Below are 23,270 nucleotides of genomic sequence, written 5' to 3' on the forward strand. Positions count from 1 at the left end.
CTACGGCACCAAATAATCACAAAAATTCTCTTTGCAAAATTTCAGCAATTTGCACGGCATTAGACGCAGCACCTTTGCGAATATTATCTGCGACTACCCACAAATTTAATCCATTTGGATGTGAAATATCTTGTCGGATTCGACCAACAAATACTTCATCACGACCTATCGCATTTTTTATTGCAGTTGGATAACTTGCTTTACTCACATTATCCACCACTTTAACACCTGGAGCTTTAGAAAGAATTTGACGCGCCTCTTCAGCAGTTAAAGGTTTTTTTAGTTCCAAATGAATGGCTTCGGAGTGTCCATAAATAACGGGTACTCTAACCGCTGTAGGATTGATCATAATACGGTCATCTTCCATAATCTTACGTGTTTCCCACACCATCTTCATTTCTTCACGGGTATAACCATTCGCTTCAAATTGATCAATATGCGGGATCGCGTTAAACGCAATTTGCTGAGGATAAACACTAACATTGGCAGGTCGGCCATTCAAAAGATCCCCCACTTGTGACACCAACTCACTAATGGCTTTTTTTCCAGTACCCGAAACAGATTGATACGTCGCGACATTAATCCGAGTAATTCCTGCTGCGTCATACAAAGGCTTAAGGGCAACTACCATTTGAATCGTAGAGCAATTGGGGTTGGCAATAATACCTCTCTTTTTATATTCAGCAATGCGATGTGGATTAACTTCTGGAACAACCAGAGGAATATCCTCTTCATAACGAAAACAAGAACTGTTATCGACAACCACACATCCGCTTGCAGCAGCCTTAGGCGCATATTCTTTAGATACAGAACCACCTGCTGAGAATAAGGCAATATCGGCCTTGCTAAAATCGAATTCAGCGAGGTCTAAAACGTCCAATTGCTTATTTTTAAACGCTACCGTTTTACCTACAGAACGAGAACTAGCCAATGGATAAAGAGTCTTTATAGGAAAATTTCGCTCTTCCAATACAGTTAAAAAAGTTTCACCCACTGCACCAGTAGCGCCAACTATGGCGACATTTAATTCTCTGCTCATTCTTAACCTCTTCTGTATTAGGCAAATTACTTATTAATTAATGCCTTATATCTCAAATAATGGTCCATTAACACTAAAGCCATCATTGCTTCGGCAATAGGAACAGCTCTAATTCCTACACAAGGATCATGTCGCCCCTTAGTTACGACGGTCACTTCATCGCCAAAAACATTGACCGTTTTTCCTGGGGTAATAATGCTTGAAGTAGGCTTTAATGCAATACTAACTTCTATATTTTGCCCCGTAGAAATGCCCCCTAGAATTCCACCCGCATGATTGCTAAGAAATCCCTGACGTGACATTTGATCGCGATGTACTGAACCTAACTGATTTACTGCTGAAAATCCTGCACCTACCTCAACACCTTTAACTGCATTAATAGACATCATCGCATAAGCTAATGTTGCATCCAGTTTATCAAATACAGGATCGCCCAATCCTACCGGTACATTTTTAGCGATTACGTTTACTCGAGCACCTACTGAGTCCCCTTGTCGCCTTAAGTTCTCAATAGCATCAGCAAGATCCTGAATTTGAGTATTATTAGGGCAGAAAAAAGGATTATTATTAATTTCTGCTTCATCTGCAAAGTGCAAAACCAAATCGCCCATTTGCTGTAAGTAACCCACGATTTCCAGGTTTAGATGACGTTGTAAATACAACCTTGCAATTGCTCCAGCCGCTACACGCGCTGCGGTTTCGCGTGCGGAAGATCGCCCACCGCCACGATAATCTCGATGGCCGTATTTATGATGATAAGTAAAATCTGCATGCCCCGGACGAAATAAATTTTTGATTTCTTCATAATCCCGAGATCGTTGATCGGTATTATGAATTAACAAGGCAATAGGCGCACCTGTAGTTTTACCTTCAAAAACACCCGAAAGAATTTGTACCTTATCCTCTTCTCTGCGTTGTGTAGTGTATTTGGATTGTCCAGGCTTGCGTTTGTCCAGATAAGGTTGGATGTCTTCTTCTCGCAGCGGCAGCCCTGGAGGGCAGCCATCAACCACACAACCAATAGCCGGGCCATGGCTTTCACCAAAAGTGGTTACTGCAAATAAAGTTCCAAATGTATTACCGGACATTAAAGTACTCTTCTAGTTGTTGCTTTGTTAATAAAAACACACCATGGCCACCATGACTCATTTCAAGCCAGGTGAAAGGGACATGGGGATACGCCTCACATAAAGCGGTTTCACTATTCCCCACTTCCACAATCAAAATGCCCTGTTCATTTAAATAATCATGGGCATTATGGAGAATTGCTTCAACAATAGCCAGTCCATTATTACTTGTTTCCAAAGCCAAAACAGGCTCATGACGAAACTCATCAGGCAACGTTTGCATTTCTTCCTTACCTACATAAGGAGGATTACTGACAATTAAATCATAGCCTACTTGAGGCACTTTCGAGAAACAATCTGACTCAATTAAAGTAAGTTGGTCCTCAACACCTAACTGTTCGCGATTAATTGCAGCAACGGCAAGTGCTTCGCTGGAAATATCAACTGCATCAACCTCTGCTTCAGGAAAAGCGTAGCAACATGCTATAGCGATGCATCCGCTGCCAGTACACAAATCCAAAATACGATGTACTTTATTCGCATCACACCAGGGAGAAAATTCATTTTTGATAAGCTCGGCGATTGGCGAGCGAGGAATAAGAACGCGTTCATCTACATAAAACGGAATATCACAAAAATAGGCTTCTTTTATCAAATAGGGAACAGGTACTCGTTGATTAATGCGCTTTTCCAGTTGCTGATATAAATGTTTTTTTTCACTTGCAGTTAAACGTGCATTAAGCCAGTTTGGCTCTAAGTCATAAGGTAAATATAAGCTTCTCAGAATCAATGAATGCATATCATCCCAAGCATTATCGGTGCCATGACCATAATACAAATTCGCATTAATTGCGCAGGACACGCTAAAACGTAAAAAATCCAGAATTGTAACTAATTCTTCCGTTTCCTTAAGTATATAATTGCTCATTGGGTGTTAATTCTCATTCAGAAAAAGTACAAATTGTACCCTATGTTAATCAACAAAAGTAGTAACCTCAGGTAGCAAAAGTCTAACTCAACGCTTTGCTTATTCAAGCAGCCCAACAACCTGAGTTATACTTCAATTATCACTTAATTATTTCCAGTAAAAAATGGCTGATGATTTTCTATCCGACGAGGACAAAGCCCTGTTTCGCGAATCCATGCGTTCGGTAAAACCATTAAATGAAAAAACAAAGCGGGTAAATGTTGAGACGCCCAAGCCTTCGATTCAGCCTAAAAAAAATAAATCCCTGGAAACCCCAGGAAAAAAAGAATATTACTTATCGGATATGATTGTGGATACCGTTTTTTCTGAAACCATTCTGTCCTATGCCCATCCAAGTCTTTCCAACCAGCATTTTAAAGCATTAAAATATGGAAAAATCCCGTGGGAAGCCCGCTTGGATTTACATGGTTTAAAAAGTGAAAAAGCCCGGGATATTTTATGCCAGTTTATTCAAACTCAGGCGGAAAACAGCAAAAAATGTCTCCTCATTATTCATGGTAAAGGAGGCTATCTCGGTGCTCCTCCTGTGATTAAGAATTTATTGAATCGATGGTTACCTCAGCTGGATGAAATCTTGGCATTTCATAGCGCTTTACCCAAAGATGGCGGAAGTGGAGCGGTTTATGTACTGCTTAAAAGAAGAAAAGATCGATCTCCAAAATCGTAGCCTGGGTGCAGCAGAGCAAAATCCGGGATTTTAATGAACTTCTTTATTCCCGGGTTTCGCTCCGCTGCACCCAGGCTACATTAGAGTTCTTGTATTAGCGGTGAATTTTTCTTTAGTACAAGGCGTAACCGTTTCGAGGAGCGGAGTTTACAGGAGTAAATAAGCACCGGAGAAACGGTTGCAACGCAGCAATAAAGTAAAAGGCGCCGGTTATGCAGAACTCTATTTTAATAGTTCCTTTACTTGCGTTAAGACCTCATTCTGGGGATAATTCGCTACATTAATAAAATATCAAGAGAGAACATGGAACATTTAGGTCAATTTATCATGAATCATTGGCAGCTATGGCTCACCTTCATTGTGATTTTGCTGCTCATCTTTATCAACGAGCTGGTTACCCAAAAAAAGAAAGCAAAAGAGCTGACGCCCCAGGCTGCTGTTGATTTGATCAATAATGAAAATGCTGTAGTCATTGATTTGCGCGACAAAGAAGCCTTTAAACAAGGACATATCATTGACTCAATCAATGCCAAAAGCGAAGATTTTGAACAGCAAAAAATGGATAAGTATAAGAATATACCGATCATTCTGATCTCTGTACGATCTTTTGAAGCGCAAACCCTTGCCAGCAAAATTCGCGCCCAAGGTTATCAACCTCATGTACTTAGTGGTGGGATTGCTTCCTGGCAAAATGCTGAGTTACCCCTAGTTAAAGGAAAATAAAATTATGGCTGAAGTGATTATCTACAGTACTGCCTATTGCCCGTACTGTGTCAAAGCCAAAGAGTTATTACAACAAAAGCACACTTCATTTACGGACATTCGTATTGATTTACAACCGGAATTACGTGATGAAATGATCACTAAAAGCGGCAGACGTACTGTACCGCAAATTTTCATTAATGGCCAACATATTGGTGGCTGCGATGATTTATATGCCCTGGATGCGCAGGGAGAACTCGACCCATTACTAAGAGGATAGCAATATCATGAGCGAACAAGCAAACCAAGCACAACAAAATCAAAATGAAACTCAATTCATGATTCAAAGAATTTATACGAAAGACTTATCTTTTGAAACGCCGAATACACCTGCTGTATTTCAGCAACAATGGGAGCCTGAACTAAATCTTGAAATCAACACCAGCAGCACACAACTGGAACCAGGCGTTTATGAAGTTATATTGACAGTGACTACTACCGTAAGCAACAAAAAAACTACGGCATTTCTTGTAGAAGTGAAACAAGCAGGTATTTTTACCATTCAAGGCGCTCCAGAAAATCAATTGGATCATTTATTAAATAGTTTCTGCCCCAATATTTTGTTCCCTTATGCTCGTGAAGCGATTACTTCGCAAGTAATTCGTGGCAGTTTCCCACAACTGGTATTGGCCCCAATTAATTTCGATGCGTTATACATGCAACAACTTGCAGAGAAACAAAAAGAAGTTCAAGCTTAGTTATACACACGAGTAGCCCGGGTGCAGGCAAAGCCGTAACCCGGGGATTGGGATTTACATTCCCTTAACCCGGGTTTCGCTACGCTGCACCCAGGCTACATAATGAAAATAAATGTAGCCTGGGTGCAAGCAAAAACTCTCTGTTTAAGAACATAAAATGAACCAAAAAACCATTGCTATATTAGGTGCCGGCTCTTGGGGCACTGCAGTTGCAATTCATCTCGCCAAAGTAGGGCATCGTGTTTTGCTCTGGGGACATGATCCGCAGCATGTTGCTCTTATGACAGAAAGAAAAACAAACTCGCGCTATTTACCTGATATTGATTTTCCTAAAACGCTGGAACCCACGGCTAATTTTATGCAATGCATTGATGAAGCCAATTACGTTATTATTGCGGTACCTTCGCATGCATTTGCAGAAATTCTCACTAAAATAAATAAGCCGCCTCGTGGCTTAACCTGGCTGACCAAAGGAATTGATCCACAAAGCCATCAATTACTAAGCGATTTGGTGAGTCAAACTTTTGGTTCTACTTTTCCTCAGGCAATAATTTCAGGACCCTCATTCGCCAAAGAGGTGGCACACTTTTTACCCACGGCAGTGACTTTAGCCTCTAATGATTCAGAATATCAAAAAGAAATTCGTGAATTGCTTCATCACAATAATCTTCGTGTTTACTTGAGTGATGACCTTATTGGTGTGCAGATTTGTGGGGCGATTAAAAATGTCCTGGCGATTGGATGTGGTATCAGTGATGGTTTGGGGTATGGAGCGAATGCCAAAGCAGCATTAATCACCCGTGGGTTAGCAGAAATGGAACGCCTGGGGCTTGCTTTAGGGGCACGAGCAGAGACCTTCCTTGGCTTGGCTGGTGTAGGGGATTTGGTCTTAACCTGTACCGATGATCAATCACGAAATCGCCGTTTTGGTTTGCTTCTAGGGAATAACATCAGTATCCCTGAAGCAGAAAAGCAAATTGGCCAAGTGGTTGAAGGAAAATATAATGCATCACAAGTCTGCTTTATCGCCAAACAACATCACGTAGAAATGCCTATCTGCGAGCAGATTAATGCGCTTTTACAAGGAAAAATTAGTCCAAAACAGGTCGTTCAAAATCTAATGAGTCGCCCACCCAAGGAAGAATAATTCCGGGCTGCATTGAGAAACACGTAGCCTTGGGTGAAGCACAGAGAAACCCGGGTTAAAAAAGTCATCACAGAACCCGGGTTACGGCTGCGCCTGCACCCAGGCTACAATTATATTAGGGCTTCACATCTACAAGTTCGATAGCGATTAGGTTGGGTCGTTGAACCAACAAACACAACTCACAATCACCCATTGCAATCTCATTCATACGCCCAATTCATCGGGGCCTCGGTGAGCGTCTTAAATTGTTGTGTCAAAATGACACAACCTACTTACTTGAGGATAACACTGTACTTGCGAATTGAGAAACACGTAGTGGGTGAAGCACAGCGAAACCCGGGTTAAAAAAGTCATCACAGAACCCGGGTTACGGCTGCGCCTGCACCCAGGCTACAATTATGTTAGGGCTTCACATCTACAAGTTCGATAGTGTCCAATGCCAATCGCTCGCCCAGAAATATCTCGCCTACAATCTGAAAGCGTTTGATTGAATCAGTTACTAAATAGTCTACTTTACTGCTTAAGGAAGGAACGTCATTCAACAAATCCTGTTTTTCGAGCAACTGATGCAATGCCAGGGCTGTGGCATGGGCTGAATCAACTACCGTCACACCTTGAGGGAGTAACTTGTTTAATAATGGCTTAAATACCGGGAAGTGCGTACATCCCAAAAGAACCGTATCTTCGTTAGTAAAACCATCCAAATAATGCTTTAGCGCTTCACGAGCTACTTGATTGGTCACCATTCCTTCTTCTGCTAAAGCAACCAATACACTGCACGCTCGAGTATTAATGATTGCCTGCGGCAAGTGTTGGGTAATAAGCTGCTGGTATGCATTCGATGCAATGGTTGTTTCAGTCGCCAAAACAATAATACGATTGTTTTCAGTCGCAGCAACTGCGGCCGCAGCACCTGGAGCCACCACCCCAAGAACTGGCATATCAGGCAACATTTCTTGCAAATAGGGCAATGCTGCTGTCGTTGCGGTATTACAGGCGATCACCAATGCCTTAATTCGTCGTTCTACCAGCAATTTTGCCATTTGCATGGCATATTGTTTTACCGTATCCGGACTTTTAGTGCCATAAGGAAGGCGAGCAGTATCCCCCAAATAGATAAATGATTCTTGCGGCAACCCCTCTCGCAACGCACGCAAAACAGTCAAGCCGCCCATCCCTGAGTCAAATACACCAATCGCCAGTTGGTTTGAATTCAATTGATTTCCCCTTAATCTTCATCGCTCCCATTCATAGTAAGCCTCGCCCCTTGGACTTCTATATCTTTTTTCGCTTTTGTAGCAATATCCTGAGGTTTACCTTCACCAAGCTTATCTTTCCAGAGCTTAGTCGCTTTTGATACGCCCTCCTCCACTTCATTTCTTTTCTTGTCATCCACCAGCTGCTTGAATTCTTTTATTTTCTCATCAACAAGTCCCTTGGCTGAGCCTTTATATACTGTATTATATAAAGAATCATCCTTAAATCCTCTCCAAGTTCTTTGCGAATCAGGCCTCCAGCTTGAGGTGCCTACAATTTGTATTTTATCTCGAGAAAAGTTTGGGTGATGTTCGCCTAAAACGCAGACTGCTGTCCAGTAATGTGCTAACTCTGCATCCTTTCCATGCACACCTTTCAATTTAATAGGAGACTTACCATCCCAGTCTTTCAACAGATTTTTTGCTGCTTCCATCATTTGTTCCGCCAAATAGTCTTTATCTTTCATTGCGGTGACTATTGAGACTTTTACAGGTCTGGTGTTCGTTACATCTTTACCTGATAAAATTGAAGGAGGGGTACCTGAGTGATAATCAATTGCTATGCGCCCCGTATATTCAGTGGTTTTATTTGGGTCATCTCGAGTTGGCGTGGATTTGGCATGAACCATATCCACAAGACGAACTTTACCTTTTTCGGGTACTTCTTCTAACTTATAGGTCGGAGAATCTGTATTCAGATTGGCTTCTCCCGCAGTCAAATCAATATCGGTTGCTCCAGCTTTCTTTTGAAATGCAGTAGTTTTTATCTGATCTCTAGAGACTACTGAATAACTAATATTTGTCGTCTCCACCATAGCAGTGAGCTTATGCTGCATAATTCCTTCAATTTTTGCTATAGCTCCATCTTTTCCTGAGAGTTGATTTTTTACTCCATGAAAAAATCCCAGCTGCTCATTAATTATGTCTAGTTCCTTTTCTAATTTTTTCTGCACCTTCCTTAATTCTTTGGTTACTTCTGGATTACCAGTAGCAGCTTTAACAGCTTTAAGACGCGCTTCCAGATTGAACTTGGCACTCTCTAAATGCTCTATGTCTATCTCAAGTTCCTTTTCTGTGTCTTTATAATTCTGAAGTGTTTCCTGTGGTGTCTTTTTTCCTTTTGCCTTATGTGCTCCGCTGTATAAATAAGGGATTTCTGCAATATTTTCTTTAAGCGCTTCTAAATGTTCTTTACGTTTTTCAAGTGAAGGTTTACTTTGTTCTAATTTCTCCAAACCTTTATTGATTAATTTTATATCTTCCAGTTTTTCTGCATCAGTACCAGAAGCTAACTGAGTTTGAATTCTAAAATTTTTTAATTCATTAAATACTTGTGGTGTAAACTCTCTGCTTAATTGCTCTTTCATTTTCTGCTTTGCTGGATCAGGCGGCGGCGTGTCTGGAATCAGCTTATTAAGAAAATCATGAGCAGTTTCGCTATTAAAAAATGCATTTGAATAAATTCCCTGAATTCCCTGGATGGTATTCATGTCATAGTTATTTGCTCCTACCTGCATGGTAAGAGAATGTGTTCCTTCTACTCTTGCCAGAATCTCCACAAATTTTTTCTGTGTGGGGGAGAGAGCTACCGGATAGGCACCAACAGCTTCATGAGCAACAAATAAAGATCGATTGTTCAGATGTTCCGTTTTAATAGCGTTTGAAACTGTTTGATCACCGAAAGCACCTGCAGTGCGATCTGTAAAGCTAAAAGCTTGATAAAAAGCATCATTGGCTCCCGCTGCGCCGCCTAAGGCAATATGAACATCATCAATAAACGTTTTATAATTTCCAATAATCGTTAAATCCAATGCCCTATGATTTAACAGTGCTGTATTTATAGCGTTAACCTTATCTTGGGTAATCTCAAAATCAAGCCCCGCCAAAACTTTCGCGATCGTGGGATTATAAATTTGCCTAAGGAGAGCAAGCTTTTTATTTTCTTCAACTAGCTTATCAACCTTAAGCACACCACCGCTTTGATTTTCCTTTCCCAAAAGGGAATATATTTCTTTCTCACTTTGTGCCCTAATTATAACTTGCACTTGTTTCGGATCGTTCAATATCTCAATTTGTTTTTCATTAGGGAGCTCTTTAAATACTGCAATTAGTTCTTTATGCGCATTTGGATGTGTTGGATCCATAAAGCGAGACTTTTTAACTTCATTTTCAAATCGAACCGCACGGTCGTCTCTTGCTAAATTTCCTACTCGTCCACGAATTATTTCTCTTAGGCCACCTACACCGTTTATATGCTCTGGCTTGAGAAAATCCAATTTGGTATCATTACCTAAGTCATCTTTTCCCAGTAAAGTAGCAAATTTTTTGGCGAAATCATCGGGTTTAGTCGCTTTATCCAGTGTTTGCAGCGCAGGAAGATCCATACCGGCGAGACGATTCTTCAACAAAGATACTTTAAATTTAACGATGTTGTTGTCATCTGGGACAGGGATAGCCTTGTTGATAATATTATCATCACCAAGACGTGGAGCAACGACTTTTAACGCGGCGACAAAATTACCTGGATTGCTATTAAAGAGGTTAGCTGCTTTTTTAGGATCGGCTACTGTAGGTCGCTGCTCCAATTCTGCTTGTATAAATCGCTCACATAACTCTTTTTGTACTTTCGCACCTATTGTGTCCCTTTCCCCCTCCGGAAGCGCTTTAATCCGCCTAATTGTCTCTGCATCTAAGTCTAAATGTCCTGAATCTAATAAATCATTTAGAAGGTTTCTTCCAATTTTTTTCAGCGAGGCTTCTAGGCCTAGGATATGCACATCTTTGACTTTTTGCTCATAGAATTTGGCTACAGCAGCGTCATTTAATAGTTTTTCTCTATTCCTTGTAGCCTCAGCAACAATTTCAGGAGATAAATCTACAGTTAAAGCGTCGGTGAACGCTTCAGGTGGTGCTCCATGGAGATCAATCCCTCCTGCAGTAATAAGTGCTTTCGCAGCGGCTTTGATTTCTCCTATGTTCCCTCTTGCCTGTGCTTGGACTAAGTCATCAAATAATTTGGGATCAGTTAGTCCTGGTTTAGCGAGTGTTTTCAGTAGTAAATGGTTTGCTGCTTCTGTTCTAATGTTGTTCAACGCAGCTTTAGTCAGAACATCCTCATTGGCTGGATTCCATCCATATATCTCATTAAATTTCATTCCAAGAGAATTTTGTTTTTGTTCTAGGTACTCTCTAAGTTGTTTCCCATTGTCGGTGAAATCAGTTGTTAAAAGGCCAATTAAAACTTCGGGATCTGCACCTGTTAATGCAAATTTAACACGTTGCTCAGCGGCAGCTTGGTGCATTTTCTGGAAGGTATCGGTAGGGTCAGTTGCGTCCAATAGGGTGTTTGATGTCCTAGCATTACCCATACGCCATTTAGACGCTTCAAAATCTGTATGAATTTGCTTCCAAACTGTCTCATGATCACACACACTACCACGAAAATCGTTTAGTTGGGCTACATTAACTTTTAGCATTGCATCTAACGCGTCAGTTATTTCTTTTGCTGTTCCCATTCCTCGTAATAAAGTAGTATTTTGTAATCTTTGTAAAAACTCTTTGTTCTTCTTAGCCATAATCACACGCTCCGCAAACCATTATGTATTTATTTTAACCTTATTTTATTAACTAAACATTAAATTTTCATCGCATAAGTACATCCCGCTTGAATAAGGGCAGTAAGATGAACTAACTTTATATATTAGTATAGCAAGATTAAAGGATTAAGTGATGAAAATCATACTATTTGGCTTATTCTTAACATTAACCCATTTTGCTTATGCTCAAGGGTGTGTCATTGGTGAGATTCCTTCACAGCCTCGTTATGTTTGTTTTGATGGCAGAACATTGCAGCTTGCAGAAGACGGCCGTTACCTTTGGAACGCGAAAAGAGGCTGTTTTGTCAGTGCAGTCCCCTGCTGTGCGTATAAAGCCACCCACTATGCATTTTATCCCAATCCTGCCAAGATTGGCGCCGCATACGCCCGTTGCCGGCATGATTATCCCTTCCACTTAGGACAAATGCAAACCCATTAGCCCCGATTTAATGTAGCCTGGGTGAAGCGCAGCGGAACCCGGGTTTTGAGAGTTATTTCGAGTCCGAAACCCCGGGTTACGGCTTCCGCCTCCACCCAGGCTACATTATATTGCTACAGGTTACATCAGCGCCAAAGGATCCTGAAACTCGGAATTAATAGGATTTTCTAGTTCCTGACCACAAGAAAAGAAGGAAAAAGAACTGGGTTCCTTGACTTTTTTCTCTGTCAGGGCTTTGTTTATCATTGTATGAATTTCCCATTGAGTTGAAGTCCAGCCATACAAGCCGCGCAGTTGGCGAATAATCCAGAGGCTACTGCGTAACTGGCGTATGTATTTTACGCCTGCAGACTCTTCTTCAGATGAATACCCATTGATATCGTCTCTTAATCGTTCCAATCGCTTCGCAAAATCAGGACGCTCCTCATTCACTTTGATGAACTGCTCAACGCATTCAAGTGCCAAATTCTTTTTAGATTTAAGGCAAAATCGATGATCCTCACCGATTCGGGTTAAAATATCCTTAAAGGTGCTATAGCGCATGCTTGCATTAATTCCTTCCAGATAAGGGTTTTTAAAAGAATAAGAGCGAACTATTGGAATAAGGCCAGGATGTTTTGTAGTGTCCGCCCCATTTTCGATTAAATGCTTACTAATTAGCTTTCCATTTTTCTGCACATCATGTTCATCAGAGTTCCCAGATTGAACCCGTTCCAGAGCAATATCCAAGGGAGTTTTACCTGCTTTGTTTTTTACATTGATAAACTCGCGAAACATACTGATTGTTTCTTCGTAACGATATTCACCGAGCTTAATTGCTGTATGTAGCGGCGTATCCCCTTTTTCAAATCCATTGGGTTCTTTACATAAGTCTCGATATTGACTAAAAGACTGCTGAACTTCTTGCCCAAGCGTCTCAGTCAAATTTGGCGGAATGATGTCTTTCAATAAAGCCTGGATTTGTTCTGGATCCAATTCGCACACATACCTACGGAATTCTTTTATCGAAAACAGTGCTGCCCGCAAACGTGCAAGTCGTGCTATGGCAGTTTGAGTCATTAAAGCGACCTCTGCCCGATCCTCGGCTTTCGTCATATCAGTACATTCCGTTAATGTCTGCACAATAAGCTCATTTGGAATTAAAATATGCTTAAAAAAAGACTTCCATTTCGCTCGGATAAACTGAGGATTATTAAGTAAGCGGGAAAAAGCATTAACATCGGCATAGTTATGACATTCTTTATTGTCAAAAGGATTAGAAATATAATCAAATTTTGTTGGCCAATAGGAATTCGATGAATGGGTTAAGCACACCAGAGATTTGAGATCATCTTTTATGATATCAAATGCATGGGCGCCATGCAGTAAGTGGAAAGGGCGACGAGTAAGAAACCCCATGATGCTGTCTACAAACATCAAATCATGATCAATTTTGAAGAACACTACGTGGGGCTTGCTCTCTCCCTTTCGTTCTACCAGATAAAAACCATAGTTCCCTTTATGTAAATCATCTTCCTCCAAAGTATAAGAAGTAGCGAGAATACTGGCTAAGGATTCGTAATCAATGGTTAAATGGCCATCTATCTCCGCTTCGACTAAACGTGCATAAAAACCCTGAGGCACTTTATCCATAAAATAAATGGGTATTTGGGTAGGATCATCGTATTGTGCTGAAGGGTTATAGGCACACCCTGTTTCCGGGTCCTTGAACGCATAAAAACGCTTGCCCAGGCCTTCCTTGTTTGTGATGACATAGCCAAGGTGATCAACTGCCAAACCCTCAACATTATTGTCAGCATCTACCACCAAATTGCTGGAAGGCGTTAAATTAAATAATAAAAGCAGACGAGCCAATTGACCAAACATCACCTCCAAACGAGAAAGTTCAGCTCGACCGTATTTATTTTTCTTACAAATGACTCGATGAGGAGGTTTTATTTTATCAGGGGGAGTATATACCGCACGCAGATACGTTTCATGACCCGTTGCATGTGACGCAGGGCCTAATTCAATATCGTTAATCTGGAGGAACGAAGGCATGAATCATGAAGAGGAATCAAATTGACTTAAATTTTAACATACAGGCCAAAAAAATCAATCACCCTCTATAGTCAGATTATCATCTTGTGAATCAAAGTCTTCGCTATTATTTAAACGAATTTGCAAACCCACATTATTTTTTGAATCAGCATACTTAATTGCATTTTCCTTGGAAATTAATCCATCACGATATAATTTTAATAAAGCCTGATCAAAAGTCTGCATGCCTTGCTCCGTACTGCGCTCCATAGCTTCTTTAATATCATCAATCTTTCCTTTTTCAATCAAATCAGAAATATAAGGAGTATTGAGTAACAATTCTACGGCGACCATGCGTTGATTATTCAAGCCTGGAACAAGACGCATTGAAATAATAGCTCGCAAGTTAAGGGACAAATCCATCAATATTTGCTTGCGTGCATCTTCAGGGAAAAAATTAATAACACGGTCCATAGCCTGATTTGCATTATTAGCATGCAGAGTTGAAATACATAAATGTCCTGTTTCTGCATAGGCAATGGCATGTTTCATGGCGTTACGCTCGCGAATCTCACCGATTAGAATCACATCCGGGGCTTCGCGCATTGCATTGATTAATGCATTATCATAACTCATTGTATCAATGCCCACTTCACGTTGATCAACTATGGATTTTTTATGTTGATGAATAAACTCTATGGGATCTTCAATTGTTAAAATATGTCCGCTTTGGTTTTCATTACGGTAATCAATCATTGCCGCCAAAGTGGTTGATTTACCTGATCCCGTAGCACCTACCACTAAAATCAGACCGCGCAACTCCATGACAATCGATTTTAAAATCGGGGGTAAATTTAATTGCTCAATCGAGGGAATCTTGTTCTTGATATAACGCACTACCATGGAGATATCACCGCGTTGGCGAAATAAGTTAATTCTAAAACGTCCAACTCCGGAAATAGAGAGCCCCATATTAAGTTCCAAAGTAGCCTCAAATTCTTTACGCTGATCATCATTCATGAGCGATAAAGCAATTTCAGCCATTTGCTGTGGTTTAAGTGGGGCATGTCCTACAGGCGAAATAACTCCTTCGATTTTAATATTAGGTGGTGCTCCCACACTAAAAAATAAGTCGGAAGCACCGCGATCTACCATTAATTTAAAAAAAGGAGTTATGTCCATATATCACCTTACTGTAACCTGTGTATATTGTAGCCTGGGTGAAGCGAAGTGGAACCCGGGATCAGTAATACTGCATTCCCCCGGGTTCCGCTTCGCTTCACCCAGGCTACAACGCACCAGAACATGTCTTAAGCAATAACCAAATCACGTAGCTTTCGATTTTCCAATTCATGCTGGCAAGTCTTTAAGAAAGTTGCCTTGGCATTTTTTGCAGCATCGCTCTGCACTGGCATTAAATCAACTGTTTCACATAAGCGATTTAAAAATGTTACATATTCCTCTTTAGTATATTCTATTGGTTCCGTTTTTGGTGAACGACTTTCCCCTATAAACCCCTTCTTCTCCAACTCAATTTCCAAACTTGGGCTCAGATCAAGCATTTCCTGGAAATAATTTGTATAATAAGGAGCCATAGCCAAACGCTCAGCACCATCATTCTTATTGGGTGTCGCATTCCAACGTTCTGCCGCATCTATAAATTGCTTCATGTTTTTAGAGTCCAAAAATTGGGCATAACGAACAACACCATCTGGAAAATTTTTACCTAAATGATTTCTTACTTCTAATTTTTGTTCTTTTAAAAACGCTAAAAACTCTCTTTCAAAACGAACAATACCTTGTGCTTGAGGATGAGTCACAACATCCAAAGCAATAATATGTTCATCTTGAGCACTCGTGCTGGTTGTAGACAATCCACCATTCGTTCCTTTCAAATAGCGAACGTACACTGCATAGGTTATTGGATATTCCCCACGCTTTGCCGACTTGTTTACCTGCATTTCAATTTGTTGCAAGATATGTTCCAATTGCTCCCCTGCCTGGTCATCTTTTACAGGGATAAAATAATCTACATCACGGAGTTCTTCAGGGAAAGCGACTTGCGGATGCGTGATATGGTTTTCAAAATCAACAATAGGTTTTGTTCCACGTGCTTCAATGGATTGAGCAGCAGCAATTAACATAAATTCCGGCAACAAAACTTTTAAGTCCGAATTAACGAGAAAATCCATTAAATCCTCACCTAATTTTACTCCCAGTTCCTGAAGTAACGAAGTAACTGATGGCAGGTAAGTAGCTTTGCTATTTTGCGTTGGTTTCTCAGTCGTGAAATTCCACATACGCACTTGCCATTGGTGAATGTTTTCACCAAGTTCCGACTTGGAAGAGCTTGGCATTCCCATAACACTCACGTAGTGATTATTCTTTAATATATCTCCCAGTTTCCCTTTCATTTCCTCAGTATTGTGGAAGACTGCGATCGTCTCACGCAAATTGTACGCTTTCACAGCACGCATCTTCACACTAAGTACAACCCCTAAAAAGCCACTGTGTGCTGCGCGTAACGTTTCAAAATCAGGATGATCAGGAGTCAATTCACGAATGTTTCCATCCATATCACACACTCTGATTGATTCAATCAAGCCACTAACAGCCGATTCATCACGGCCTGTGCCATGGCCACCGGTGCCTAGTAATCCCACCAGACTCGCCCAACTGAGCATACTGAGCGTTGTTGAAGAGAGATTATTTTTCCGCAAAAATTCTGCATAGTCGTCTATTTGCATTCCTGCGTTTACTTCAACCAGTGATGCAGGAAGCTGATGAATTGGATTGTCGGGATTAAACCATGCCGGTTTCGTATTAAGAGGCCCAAGAACTTTTGCTGTGTGATATTTCTTCTTGAAACGAATAATAATGTCTGTGCCTTCACCTTGAGATGAGTTTCTACCACCAACTACTTCTGAAAAAGAAAAACTCCCTTTCCCGTATTTGTCATCTTGAACTTTAGACCAGGGAAATAAGCAACAGCTTTCCGCTTTCTCTTTAGTTTCCCAACCTGCAGTAGCTCTTAAGGTAATTTTATCTTTTGGAGTCCGATTCTCATTCATTCGTTTTACTTCTTTCATGATCAATTGGACCTGCGCTTCATTTTCTACATCAACAACCACGGCAGAGGGATTACGTACGTTTCCCATAAAATTCGACCAACCCTGAGTGTACGAAATTTTGTTGCGGGTTAGCATGTCCATAAATGCAAATTTTAGCTTGGCTGGAAAAGTCATCATTGCTCCTATTGTTGATTAAACAGCAAAAAGGGTAAAGACTTTGTATTTTTTATCATGTCATAAATTTTTGAAGCGTTACAACAGTACTCCTTGTAGCCTGGGTGAAGCGGAGCGGAACCCGGGATCGGTAATATTTCATTCCCGGATTCCGCTCCGCTTCACCCGGGCTACAATCAAAGATTACATTTTTTCCAGAACTTCATGCAAATATTTAACAGGTTCGATAACCATTGAAGAATTAGATTGCTTGGGGGCATTGGCAAAAGGCACTATAGCACGCTTAAACCCATGTTTTGCTGCTTCTTTTAATCGTTCTTGCCCACTTTGTACCGGTCTGATTTCACCAGCAAGACCCACTTCGCCAAAAATAATGGTTTCCCGGTCAAAGATCCGATTGCGTAAACTGGATACCACAGCAGCTAATAATGCCAAATCGGAGCCTGTTTCGGTTACCTTTACACCGCCCACTACATTAATGAAAATATCTTGATCATAAGTAGCAATTCCTCCATGTCGATGTAAGACAGCAAGTAAAATGGCCAAACGATTGGACTCAAGACCAACTGTGACCCGTTTGGATTGTTGTCCATGTGCTTCATCAACCAGCGCTTGTACTTCAACCAACATGGGGCGTGATCCTTCCCAAGTCACCATAACCGCACTCCCTGAAGTAGGCTCTGGTTGACGCGATAAAAAAATCGCCGAGGGGTTAGCCACTTCTTTTAAACCTTTATCGGTCATGGCAAATACGCCCAATTCATTGACTGCACCAAAACGGTTTTTAATGGCACGAATCACTCGAAAACGGCTGTCACTTTGACCTTCAAAATATAAAACACTATCCACCATGTGCTCTAAAACTCGCGGCCCGGCTAAGGCGCCCTCTTTCGTTACATGTCCCACAAGAAATACCGCGGTTTGAGTCAGTTTGGCAAAACGAACTAATTGGGCTGCTGATTCACGCACTTGACTTACTCCACCCGGAGCAGAACTTATGGTTTCCGTGAAAATCGTTTGAATCGAGTCAATCACAATCACTTTGGGGTTTTCCTTTTGCGTTTGCGCGATAATTGATTCGACTTGTGTTTCAGCTAAAAGTCTTAAACCGGCCAAAGGCAACCCCAGGCGTTTGGCTCGCATAGCTACTTGTTGCAAAGATTCCTCACCCGTTACATATAAAACAGTCTCCTGCATAGAAAGATTAGCCAAAGTCTGCAATAACAAAGTGGACTTGCCAATACCTGGATCCCCTCCAATCAGAACTACAGAACCATACACCAAGCCACCGCCAAGCACTCTGTTAAGTTCCGATAAACCACAATCCATACGTAGTTCATTATCCATGACTACATCTTCCACAGCAGTAATTACCGAACGTTGATTCACCCATGAGCCGCTGCGTGAATTACGATTCACTGGCATACCCTCTTCTGCAATCGAATTCCATGCGCCACAATGGGTGCATTGTCCAGCCCATTGCTTAAAAAGTGCGGCACATTGACTGCAGACAAATTGGGTTTTTGTTTTCATACTTATTCCATCCGCTTTAACTTTAACTAGAGTCTGTTTACAGACTCTAATATACACGATTTACCCTGTCGATGTATTGAACCATTATTTAAGAAAACGTCATGTGTTGACTACGTCCCACCCGACGGCTTATTCGCGCGAATGAACATTAAAAATTAATTTACCTACATTGAATCCTGAGAACAACTCAGTATAATCAGTACATTTTGCACAATCAGGACAAAATCTATGAGCCAAGGTATGCATTTCGAACAGTCAATCACAGAACTAGAAGAAATTGTCAGGCAACTGGAAAAAGGAGAACTCTCTTTAGAAGACTCTCTGAAACAATTTGAAAAAGGAATTAGTCTGGCGAGACAATGTCAGGATGTATTACAAAAAGCAGAACAAAAAATAGAAACTTTAACCTCTGTAGAACCCAGCTCGGATGAACAATTAAGTGATAAGTAACTACATAAAACGGCACGAAGAATTTCTCAGACAAATAGTTAATGACTCTTCTGTACCTGCGACAACGATATGTTCTGCAATAAATTATTCTCTATTTCCTGGAGGAAAGAGAATCAGACCTATTTTGGTCTACTTAACTGGGATTTTACTTGATCTTGATCTCAAAATTCTGGATGTTATTGCTGCAGCAATCGAGTTAACGCATTGTTATTCTTTAATTCATGATGACCTCCCAGCCATGGATAATGATGATCTACGCCGTGGTAAACCCAGCTGTCATAAAGCTTTTGATGAGGCAACAGCGATTTTAGTAGGCGATGGCATGCAGGCCTTAGCCATTGAAGTACTACTAACTCATCTTTCTCCCTTGCTCCAACCCAAACAAGTCATTACGATCACTCTTGAACTGGTTAAAGCAAGCGGTATCAGTGGCATGGTAAGTGGACAAAGTCTGGACTTGTCTGAATTGGCAAAATCATCTACCGGGGAAGAGCAGTTAAGAGAAATTCACTACCTTAAAACGGGACGGCTTATTTTAGCGTGCATCGAAATGGTTCTGAGTGCTCACTCAGCACCTGAACCATATAAAGTGGCTTTACGAACCTATGCCAGTCATTTAGGTCTGGTTTTTCAAATGCAAGATGATTACTTGGATCGCTATGCTCCTGCCGAACTATTGGGTAAAGGTCGTTCCTCTGATTTGGCAAACCAAAAAATAACGTTTGCAACTTTATTTTCTCAAAAAAAATTGGAAGAAGAGATCAGCAAGCATTATCAAACTGCTCTTGAGGCATTAAACATATTTGATCAAAAAGCACTTGCTCTGATTGACTTAACCAAGAAATTACACGAACGAACAACCTCGTCATTCTGAGAAAGTACGGCGCCCCCTGAAGCAATGTAGGTCGGGCCTTGGCCCAACGTCTTCCATGCTTAAAATAAGAATTATTAAAAAATTATTTGAATTGTATCATGTTGGGCCAAGGCCCAACCTACAGGCCCGCTAAGAAATTAAAAGAACGCAGTAAGCTGGATAGATAGCATTACGCTTCATTTAGACTACTCTTGCGCCGCATTATCTGTGAAATGGGAATCATAGTTTCTATCCCAAGTTCTGTTTTTCTTTGCTCTCCTTTCCAGGCATGTCCATAAACGACTTCATACGTCAACGGATATTTCCCCTTCTCGGTTTGCAGGGCAGAGTAGTTTTGCTCAAATTGTCGCCAAGCCATTTTCCCAGTTAATCCTTGGTTTCTTTGAGGATTAATATTTTTTACTCCTTGGGCTTTTAAAGCATGTAATAACTTGGGTAGTGTTTCATAATGCACGGCCAATAATTCCATATCCATCACCGGCTCTAAAAAATGTTCTGACATCAAGCAATCACCGATATCATGCATGTCAGCAAATTCATTCACATGAGCATAATGATTTACCTCAGACCAAGCATACTTTAATTCTTTAAATGTATCAGGGCCTAACGTAGTAAACATCAAACAACCATTCGCTTTCATGACTCGATTCATCTCACGAAAAACTGGCGTCAAAGGGCCGCCCCAATGAATCACTTGATTGGCAAAAATTAAATCAAACGTGCCGGTAGCAAAAGGCATTTGCCGCATATCCGCAGCCACTAAAGACCACTTTCGTCGCCAACCTTGCTTTTTTTGTGCTTGAATCAACATGAACTGAGCCAAATCCAAACCAACAATTTGTGCCTTTGGATAAATCTGCATCAATTCATAAGAAAAAAAACCTGGCCCGCATCCGAGATCAAGAATACGTTGCGGCTTAATACTCAAATACTGCAATCGATCCAATAACCGCAATCCAATTTCTTGTTGTACCTTGGCAGCAAGTTCATATTCGGCGGCATGTTGATTAAATGCCTTGCTAATTTCGTAGATAACAGCCATTATAAAACCAGGAAAAATTAAAGGAATCCAACACTCGTGCGCCAGAAAATATGGAGTTTAACACAAAGTTTACGCTTGTACTCAATATGTGTTTTATGCAATCAGTTTCATAACAGCAAAATAGCAGTATGCATCTCATGCATTGAGTTCATGACTCGCTTAGGTCCTGCGTGCAACTACTGCGCATATCCTTTGCCCGACACCCATCTGTTAGTCTGTGGACGTTGTATTAAAAAAACACCTTACTTCGATCGCGCACTTATTCATTACGTCTTCGAAGAGCCTCTGCGCAATCTTTTGCATCAATTTAAATACCACAATGGTCTTTATCTAGGGTCTTTTTTAAGTCAATTAATGATTCGCTCACTACCAAAGAATGAAACAATGCCTCAATGTTTAATCCCCGTCCCTATGCATCCACAACGAGTCAAGTCGCGCGGGTTTAACCAGGCAGCAGTTTTAGCTCGATTACTCGCAAAAAAATTACAGTTACCTTACGACTTAACCAGTTGTCAAAAGATCCTTAATACAGAGCCCCAAGCAAGTCTTGACGGCGAACAAAGACAAAAAAATTTACGTCATGCATTTAAAGCAAAAAAAATTCCCTGGCACCATGTAGCAATTGTTGATGATCTCTTAACTACTGGCAGCACAGCCAATGAGCTGGCATTCACGTTAAAAAAATCGGGGGTAAAAAAGGTAGATGTATGGTGTTGTGCACGAACCGTGGGTAAATCATAAAAATCGTAGCCTGGGTGAAGCGGAGCGTAACCCGGGTCTTGAGCTTACCCCTATCCAGATCCCCGGGTTACGGCTTCGCCTTCACCCAGGCTACGACTCTTACGATTATATCTCGAGCTGTTGGGTTAATTTTGACTCATCAATGTTACAGAATTCCAACATCATAGAAATATCAATGCCATAAGGGGTAATATGGTGATTCATACCTTGAACAGTTAAAATTCCATAGCCATGCCCAAGAGATTTATAGGTTATCTCATTCTGATCTGCAAAAAATTGAATTGCTTCTTCAGCTGCCCCTAAACTGCCTTCAAAATGACCTTTATCAATACTTAATTGAGTATTTTTAACCTTAATATGAATCGTATTATTTTCTACTGGTTTCTTTTCTTCTTTTGAAAAGAATCCTTTTCTTCCCACTCGCCCTTCTGTTTGCAGTTTTTGATACATGATTTGTCCTTTTTTGTATAAACTGTGCGCAATTGTAATTGCTTTTCAAGGCCTAAGCAAATTCAGTATCGAGAAAAAGGGAGGTACATCATCCTAAATTTAGAAGGGGCCTGATTTGCGAGCACCGAAGCGCGCAGAAAAACAGGACAGTTTGGCCAAGAGAGTAGAAAGCTAAACAGGCCTTAGATTCGTTGTAAATCATTCATCAATAAATGAACCAACAGCACACAAAACCCAATAACTACCAACCGATGCAACAAAAGCTCCATAGGGACAGATACTGCTTGGCCGCGGATTTTTTCAATAAGTGCATAAACTATAGAGCCTCCATCCAATCCTGGAATAGGAAACAGGTTAATCACGGCAACAGCCAAACTTAAGGTAGCGATAAAATATAGAAAAACAACCACTCCTTGTGTCAGCGAAGCCACGGAAACCGCAAAAATGCCTATAGGACCTAACAATGCTGAAAAAGGGATCACTCCAGTAAATAATTGTTTCAAGATCATCAGAAAAAAATAAACCATATTGACCATAAATTCATTTGTTTTCTGTATTGCATCCATAAAAGATGAAGCACGCAGGGTACTCTTTACCGCAGATAAATTAGGTTTAATCCCCAATTGGGTCAATAAAGATCCTTTTACCCCATGAAATTGCTCATGGCTTAAATCAAGCGTTGCTTTTGCTTCTTTGCCATCAGTACGAATAAGTGTTACCGGAATATCTTTCTTTCCCCAAAGAATAACTAACCTCATCCCCACATCATTCCATGTTGGAGTCGCTGAGCCGTTAAGGGAGATGAATTTATCACCAGGAAGCATTCCTGCCTGGAAGGCAGCGCTATTAGGAAGCACTTCCTTGATTTCTGGTACCGTGTATTTAAGACCTATGCTGTACACCAGAACCAAAGCAACCCAAGCAACAATTAGATTTGCAACAGCCCCAGCCAATAAAATACATATGCGTTGCCAAATAGGTTTTTTATCAAAGCATCCGGAGTATTGTGCAGGCTTTACTGGACTAATCCGTGTATTTTCTAATTGAACGTAGCCCCCCAAAGGAAAAAATGCCCATACCCATTCACAACCGCTTCGACTTTGCCAACGCAACAGCGGTTTGCCAAAACCTATGGAAATTTTTTTGATTTTTACTGCAAAAAAGCGCGCTGCTATTGCATGTCCACCTTCATGGATTCCTACTACCAAAATTAACGTAAGGATTATGGCGACAATTGCCAAAAACATAAGCTACTCC

At 40.9% G+C, this 23,270-nt stretch carries 21 protein-coding genes; 9 read left to right on the forward strand and 12 right to left on the reverse strand.

From position 1 onward, the window contains the following. Window positions 1-16 precede the first annotated feature (16 nt). From Lani_RS13100 to prmB, 3 genes are read right to left on the reverse strand one after another with little or no spacing between them, the layout of a single operon-like run. On the reverse strand, window positions 17-1,039 hold the full coding sequence (locus tag Lani_RS13100) for an aspartate-semialdehyde dehydrogenase (protein WP_019234763.1): 1,023 nt from the start codon (window positions 1,037-1,039) through the stop codon (window positions 17-19). A gap of 26 nt (window positions 1,040-1,065) precedes the next feature. Beyond that, window positions 1,066-2,127 (reverse strand): chorismate synthase, encoded by a 1,062-nt coding sequence (aroC, locus tag Lani_RS13105; protein ID WP_019234762.1) that lies wholly within the window; start codon window positions 2,125-2,127, stop codon window positions 1,066-1,068. After that, window positions 2,117-3,034 (reverse strand): 50S ribosomal protein L3 N(5)-glutamine methyltransferase, encoded by a 918-nt coding sequence (gene prmB, locus Lani_RS13110; RefSeq protein WP_019234761.1) that lies wholly within the window; start codon window positions 3,032-3,034, stop codon window positions 2,117-2,119. Before prmB ends, aroC begins: the two co-directional genes overlap by 11 nt. A 163-nt stretch (window positions 3,035-3,197) precedes the next feature. On the opposite strand from prmB, the gene Lani_RS13115 reads away from it, so the two are divergent. The 5 genes from Lani_RS13115 to Lani_RS13135 all read left to right on the forward strand — a co-directional run bounded on the left by Lani_RS13115 (window position 3,198) and on the right by Lani_RS13135 (window position 6,368). Beyond that, complete coding sequence (locus tag Lani_RS13115) at window positions 3,198-3,761, forward strand: Smr/MutS family protein (protein WP_040523095.1); 564 nt, start codon at window positions 3,198-3,200, stop codon at window positions 3,759-3,761. Window positions 3,762-4,064: 303 nt separating this feature from the next. Next, window positions 4,065-4,484 (forward strand): rhodanese-like domain-containing protein, encoded by a 420-nt coding sequence (locus tag Lani_RS13120; protein ID WP_058388604.1) that lies wholly within the window; start codon window positions 4,065-4,067, stop codon window positions 4,482-4,484. Window positions 4,485-4,488: 4 nt separating this feature from the next. After that, window positions 4,489-4,743: a glutaredoxin 3 gene (gene grxC, locus Lani_RS13125; RefSeq protein WP_019234758.1), complete on the forward strand. Its 255-nt coding sequence runs from the start codon at window positions 4,489-4,491 to the stop codon at window positions 4,741-4,743. 7 nt (window positions 4,744-4,750) lie between these two features. Then, window positions 4,751-5,221: a protein-export chaperone SecB gene (secB, locus tag Lani_RS13130; protein ID WP_019234757.1), complete on the forward strand. Its 471-nt coding sequence runs from the start codon at window positions 4,751-4,753 to the stop codon at window positions 5,219-5,221. A gap of 157 nt (window positions 5,222-5,378) precedes the next feature. Continuing rightward, complete coding sequence (locus Lani_RS13135; protein ID WP_019234756.1) at window positions 5,379-6,368, forward strand: NAD(P)H-dependent glycerol-3-phosphate dehydrogenase; 990 nt, start codon at window positions 5,379-5,381, stop codon at window positions 6,366-6,368. Window positions 6,369-6,769: 401 nt separating this feature from the next. Here the strand turns inward: Lani_RS13135 and murI are convergent, their stop codons facing one another. Continuing rightward, window positions 6,770-7,585, reverse strand: coding sequence for a glutamate racemase (gene murI, locus Lani_RS13140; RefSeq protein ID WP_019234755.1), 816 nt, complete (start codon window positions 7,583-7,585; stop codon window positions 6,770-6,772). An 11-nt stretch (window positions 7,586-7,596) separates the two neighbouring features. Then, a complete protein-coding gene (locus tag Lani_RS13145; RefSeq protein ID WP_019234754.1) occupies window positions 7,597-11,199 on the reverse strand; it encodes a hypothetical protein in 3,603 nt (1,200 codons plus the stop codon). A gap of 154 nt (window positions 11,200-11,353) precedes the next feature. On the opposite strand from Lani_RS13145, the gene Lani_RS13150 reads away from it, so the two are divergent. Further along, window positions 11,354-11,659, forward strand: a complete 306-nt coding sequence (locus Lani_RS13150; RefSeq protein WP_019234753.1) for a hypothetical protein — start codon at window positions 11,354-11,356, stop codon at window positions 11,657-11,659. Window positions 11,660-11,779: 120 nt separating this feature from the next. Here the strand turns inward: Lani_RS13150 and ankK are convergent, their stop codons facing one another. From ankK to radA, 4 genes are all read right to left on the reverse strand, one after another. Continuing rightward, the gene (gene ankK, locus Lani_RS13155) at window positions 11,780-13,699 is read right to left on the reverse strand and encodes a Dot/Icm T4SS effector AnkK/LegA5 (RefSeq protein ID WP_019234752.1); all 1,920 of its coding nucleotides are present in this window, start codon (window positions 13,697-13,699) and stop codon (window positions 11,780-11,782) included. A 54-nt stretch (window positions 13,700-13,753) separates the two neighbouring features. Beyond that, the gene (locus Lani_RS13160) at window positions 13,754-14,860 is read right to left on the reverse strand and encodes a PilT/PilU family type 4a pilus ATPase (protein ID WP_019234751.1); all 1,107 of its coding nucleotides are present in this window, start codon (window positions 14,858-14,860) and stop codon (window positions 13,754-13,756) included. A 128-nt stretch (window positions 14,861-14,988) separates the two neighbouring features. After that, the gene (locus tag Lani_RS13165) at window positions 14,989-16,923 is read right to left on the reverse strand and encodes an FAD-binding oxidoreductase (protein WP_019234750.1); all 1,935 of its coding nucleotides are present in this window, start codon (window positions 16,921-16,923) and stop codon (window positions 14,989-14,991) included. A 183-nt stretch (window positions 16,924-17,106) separates the two neighbouring features. Continuing rightward, window positions 17,107-18,456 (reverse strand): DNA repair protein RadA, encoded by a 1,350-nt coding sequence (gene radA / locus Lani_RS13170; protein WP_019234749.1) that lies wholly within the window; start codon window positions 18,454-18,456, stop codon window positions 17,107-17,109. 228 nt (window positions 18,457-18,684) lie between these two features. Here radA and Lani_RS13175 point away from each other — a divergent pair, with 228 nt between their 5' ends. Beyond that, window positions 18,685-18,906 carry an exodeoxyribonuclease VII small subunit gene (locus tag Lani_RS13175; RefSeq protein ID WP_019234748.1) on the forward strand — a complete coding sequence of 74 codons (222 nt, stop codon included), beginning with the start codon at window positions 18,685-18,687 and terminating at the stop codon, window positions 18,904-18,906. Beyond that, window positions 18,896-19,780, forward strand: a complete 885-nt coding sequence (locus Lani_RS13180; RefSeq protein WP_019234747.1) for a polyprenyl synthetase family protein — start codon at window positions 18,896-18,898, stop codon at window positions 19,778-19,780. Before Lani_RS13175 ends, Lani_RS13180 begins: the two co-directional genes overlap by 11 nt. A gap of 169 nt (window positions 19,781-19,949) precedes the next feature. Here Lani_RS13180 and bioC read toward each other — a convergent pair whose 3' ends face one another. After that, window positions 19,950-20,822: a malonyl-ACP O-methyltransferase BioC gene (gene bioC / locus Lani_RS13185; protein ID WP_019234746.1), complete on the reverse strand. Its 873-nt coding sequence runs from the start codon at window positions 20,820-20,822 to the stop codon at window positions 19,950-19,952. A gap of 36 nt (window positions 20,823-20,858) precedes the next feature. Between bioC and Lani_RS13190 the strand changes: the two genes are divergently transcribed. Beyond that, a complete protein-coding gene (locus Lani_RS13190; protein WP_396426818.1) occupies window positions 20,859-21,563 on the forward strand; it encodes a ComF family protein in 705 nt (234 codons plus the stop codon). A gap of 105 nt (window positions 21,564-21,668) precedes the next feature. Here the strand turns inward: Lani_RS13190 and Lani_RS13195 are convergent, their stop codons facing one another. After that, window positions 21,669-22,013: a hypothetical protein gene (locus tag Lani_RS13195; protein WP_019234744.1), complete on the reverse strand. Its 345-nt coding sequence runs from the start codon at window positions 22,011-22,013 to the stop codon at window positions 21,669-21,671. Window positions 22,014-22,195: 182 nt separating this feature from the next. After that, entirely contained in the window at window positions 22,196-23,260 is a 1,065-nt protein-coding gene (locus tag Lani_RS13200; RefSeq protein ID WP_019234743.1) for a M50 family metallopeptidase, read from the reverse strand. Window positions 23,261-23,270: the final 10 nt, after the last annotated feature.

Source organism: Legionella anisa (assembly GCF_001467525.1).
GTDB classification, from domain to species: Bacteria; Pseudomonadota; Gammaproteobacteria; order Legionellales; family Legionellaceae; genus Legionella; species Legionella anisa.

What these genes read in the sequence shown, in the direction of transcription:
- Lani_RS13100 (WP_019234763.1), bottom strand. Translation starts at nt 1,039, where the DNA reads ATGAGCAGAGAATTAAATGTCGCCATAGTTGGCGCTACTGGTGCAGTG.
- aroC (WP_019234762.1), bottom strand. Translation starts at nt 2,127, where the DNA reads ATGTCCGGTAATACATTTGGAACTTTATTTGCAGTAACCACTTTTGGT.
- prmB (WP_019234761.1), bottom strand. Translation starts at nt 3,034, where the DNA reads ATGAGCAATTATATACTTAAGGAAACGGAAGAATTAGTTACAATTCTG.
- Lani_RS13115 (WP_040523095.1), top strand. Translation starts at nt 3,198, where the DNA reads ATGGCTGATGATTTTCTATCCGACGAGGACAAAGCCCTGTTTCGCGAA.
- Lani_RS13120 (WP_058388604.1), top strand. Translation starts at nt 4,065, where the DNA reads ATGGAACATTTAGGTCAATTTATCATGAATCATTGGCAGCTATGGCTC.
- grxC (WP_019234758.1), top strand. Translation starts at nt 4,489, where the DNA reads ATGGCTGAAGTGATTATCTACAGTACTGCCTATTGCCCGTACTGTGTC.
- secB (WP_019234757.1), top strand. Translation starts at nt 4,751, where the DNA reads ATGAGCGAACAAGCAAACCAAGCACAACAAAATCAAAATGAAACTCAA.
- Lani_RS13135 (WP_019234756.1), top strand. Translation starts at nt 5,379, where the DNA reads ATGAACCAAAAAACCATTGCTATATTAGGTGCCGGCTCTTGGGGCACT.
- Lani_RS13145 (WP_019234754.1), bottom strand. Translation starts at nt 11,199, where the DNA reads ATGGCTAAGAAGAACAAAGAGTTTTTACAAAGATTACAAAATACTACT.
- Lani_RS13150 (WP_019234753.1), top strand. Translation starts at nt 11,354, where the DNA reads ATGAAAATCATACTATTTGGCTTATTCTTAACATTAACCCATTTTGCT.
- ankK (WP_019234752.1), bottom strand. Translation starts at nt 13,699, where the DNA reads ATGCCTTCGTTCCTCCAGATTAACGATATTGAATTAGGCCCTGCGTCA.
- Lani_RS13160 (WP_019234751.1), bottom strand. Translation starts at nt 14,860, where the DNA reads ATGGACATAACTCCTTTTTTTAAATTAATGGTAGATCGCGGTGCTTCC.
- Lani_RS13165 (WP_019234750.1), bottom strand. Translation starts at nt 16,923, where the DNA reads ATGACTTTTCCAGCCAAGCTAAAATTTGCATTTATGGACATGCTAACC.
- radA (WP_019234749.1), bottom strand. Translation starts at nt 18,456, where the DNA reads ATGAAAACAAAAACCCAATTTGTCTGCAGTCAATGTGCCGCACTTTTT.
- Lani_RS13175 (WP_019234748.1), top strand. Translation starts at nt 18,685, where the DNA reads ATGAGCCAAGGTATGCATTTCGAACAGTCAATCACAGAACTAGAAGAA.
- bioC (WP_019234746.1), bottom strand. Translation starts at nt 20,822, where the DNA reads ATGGCTGTTATCTACGAAATTAGCAAGGCATTTAATCAACATGCCGCC.
- Lani_RS13195 (WP_019234744.1), bottom strand. Translation starts at nt 22,013, where the DNA reads ATGTATCAAAAACTGCAAACAGAAGGGCGAGTGGGAAGAAAAGGATTC.
- Lani_RS13200 (WP_019234743.1), bottom strand. Translation starts at nt 23,260, where the DNA reads ATGTTTTTGGCAATTGTCGCCATAATCCTTACGTTAATTTTGGTAGTA.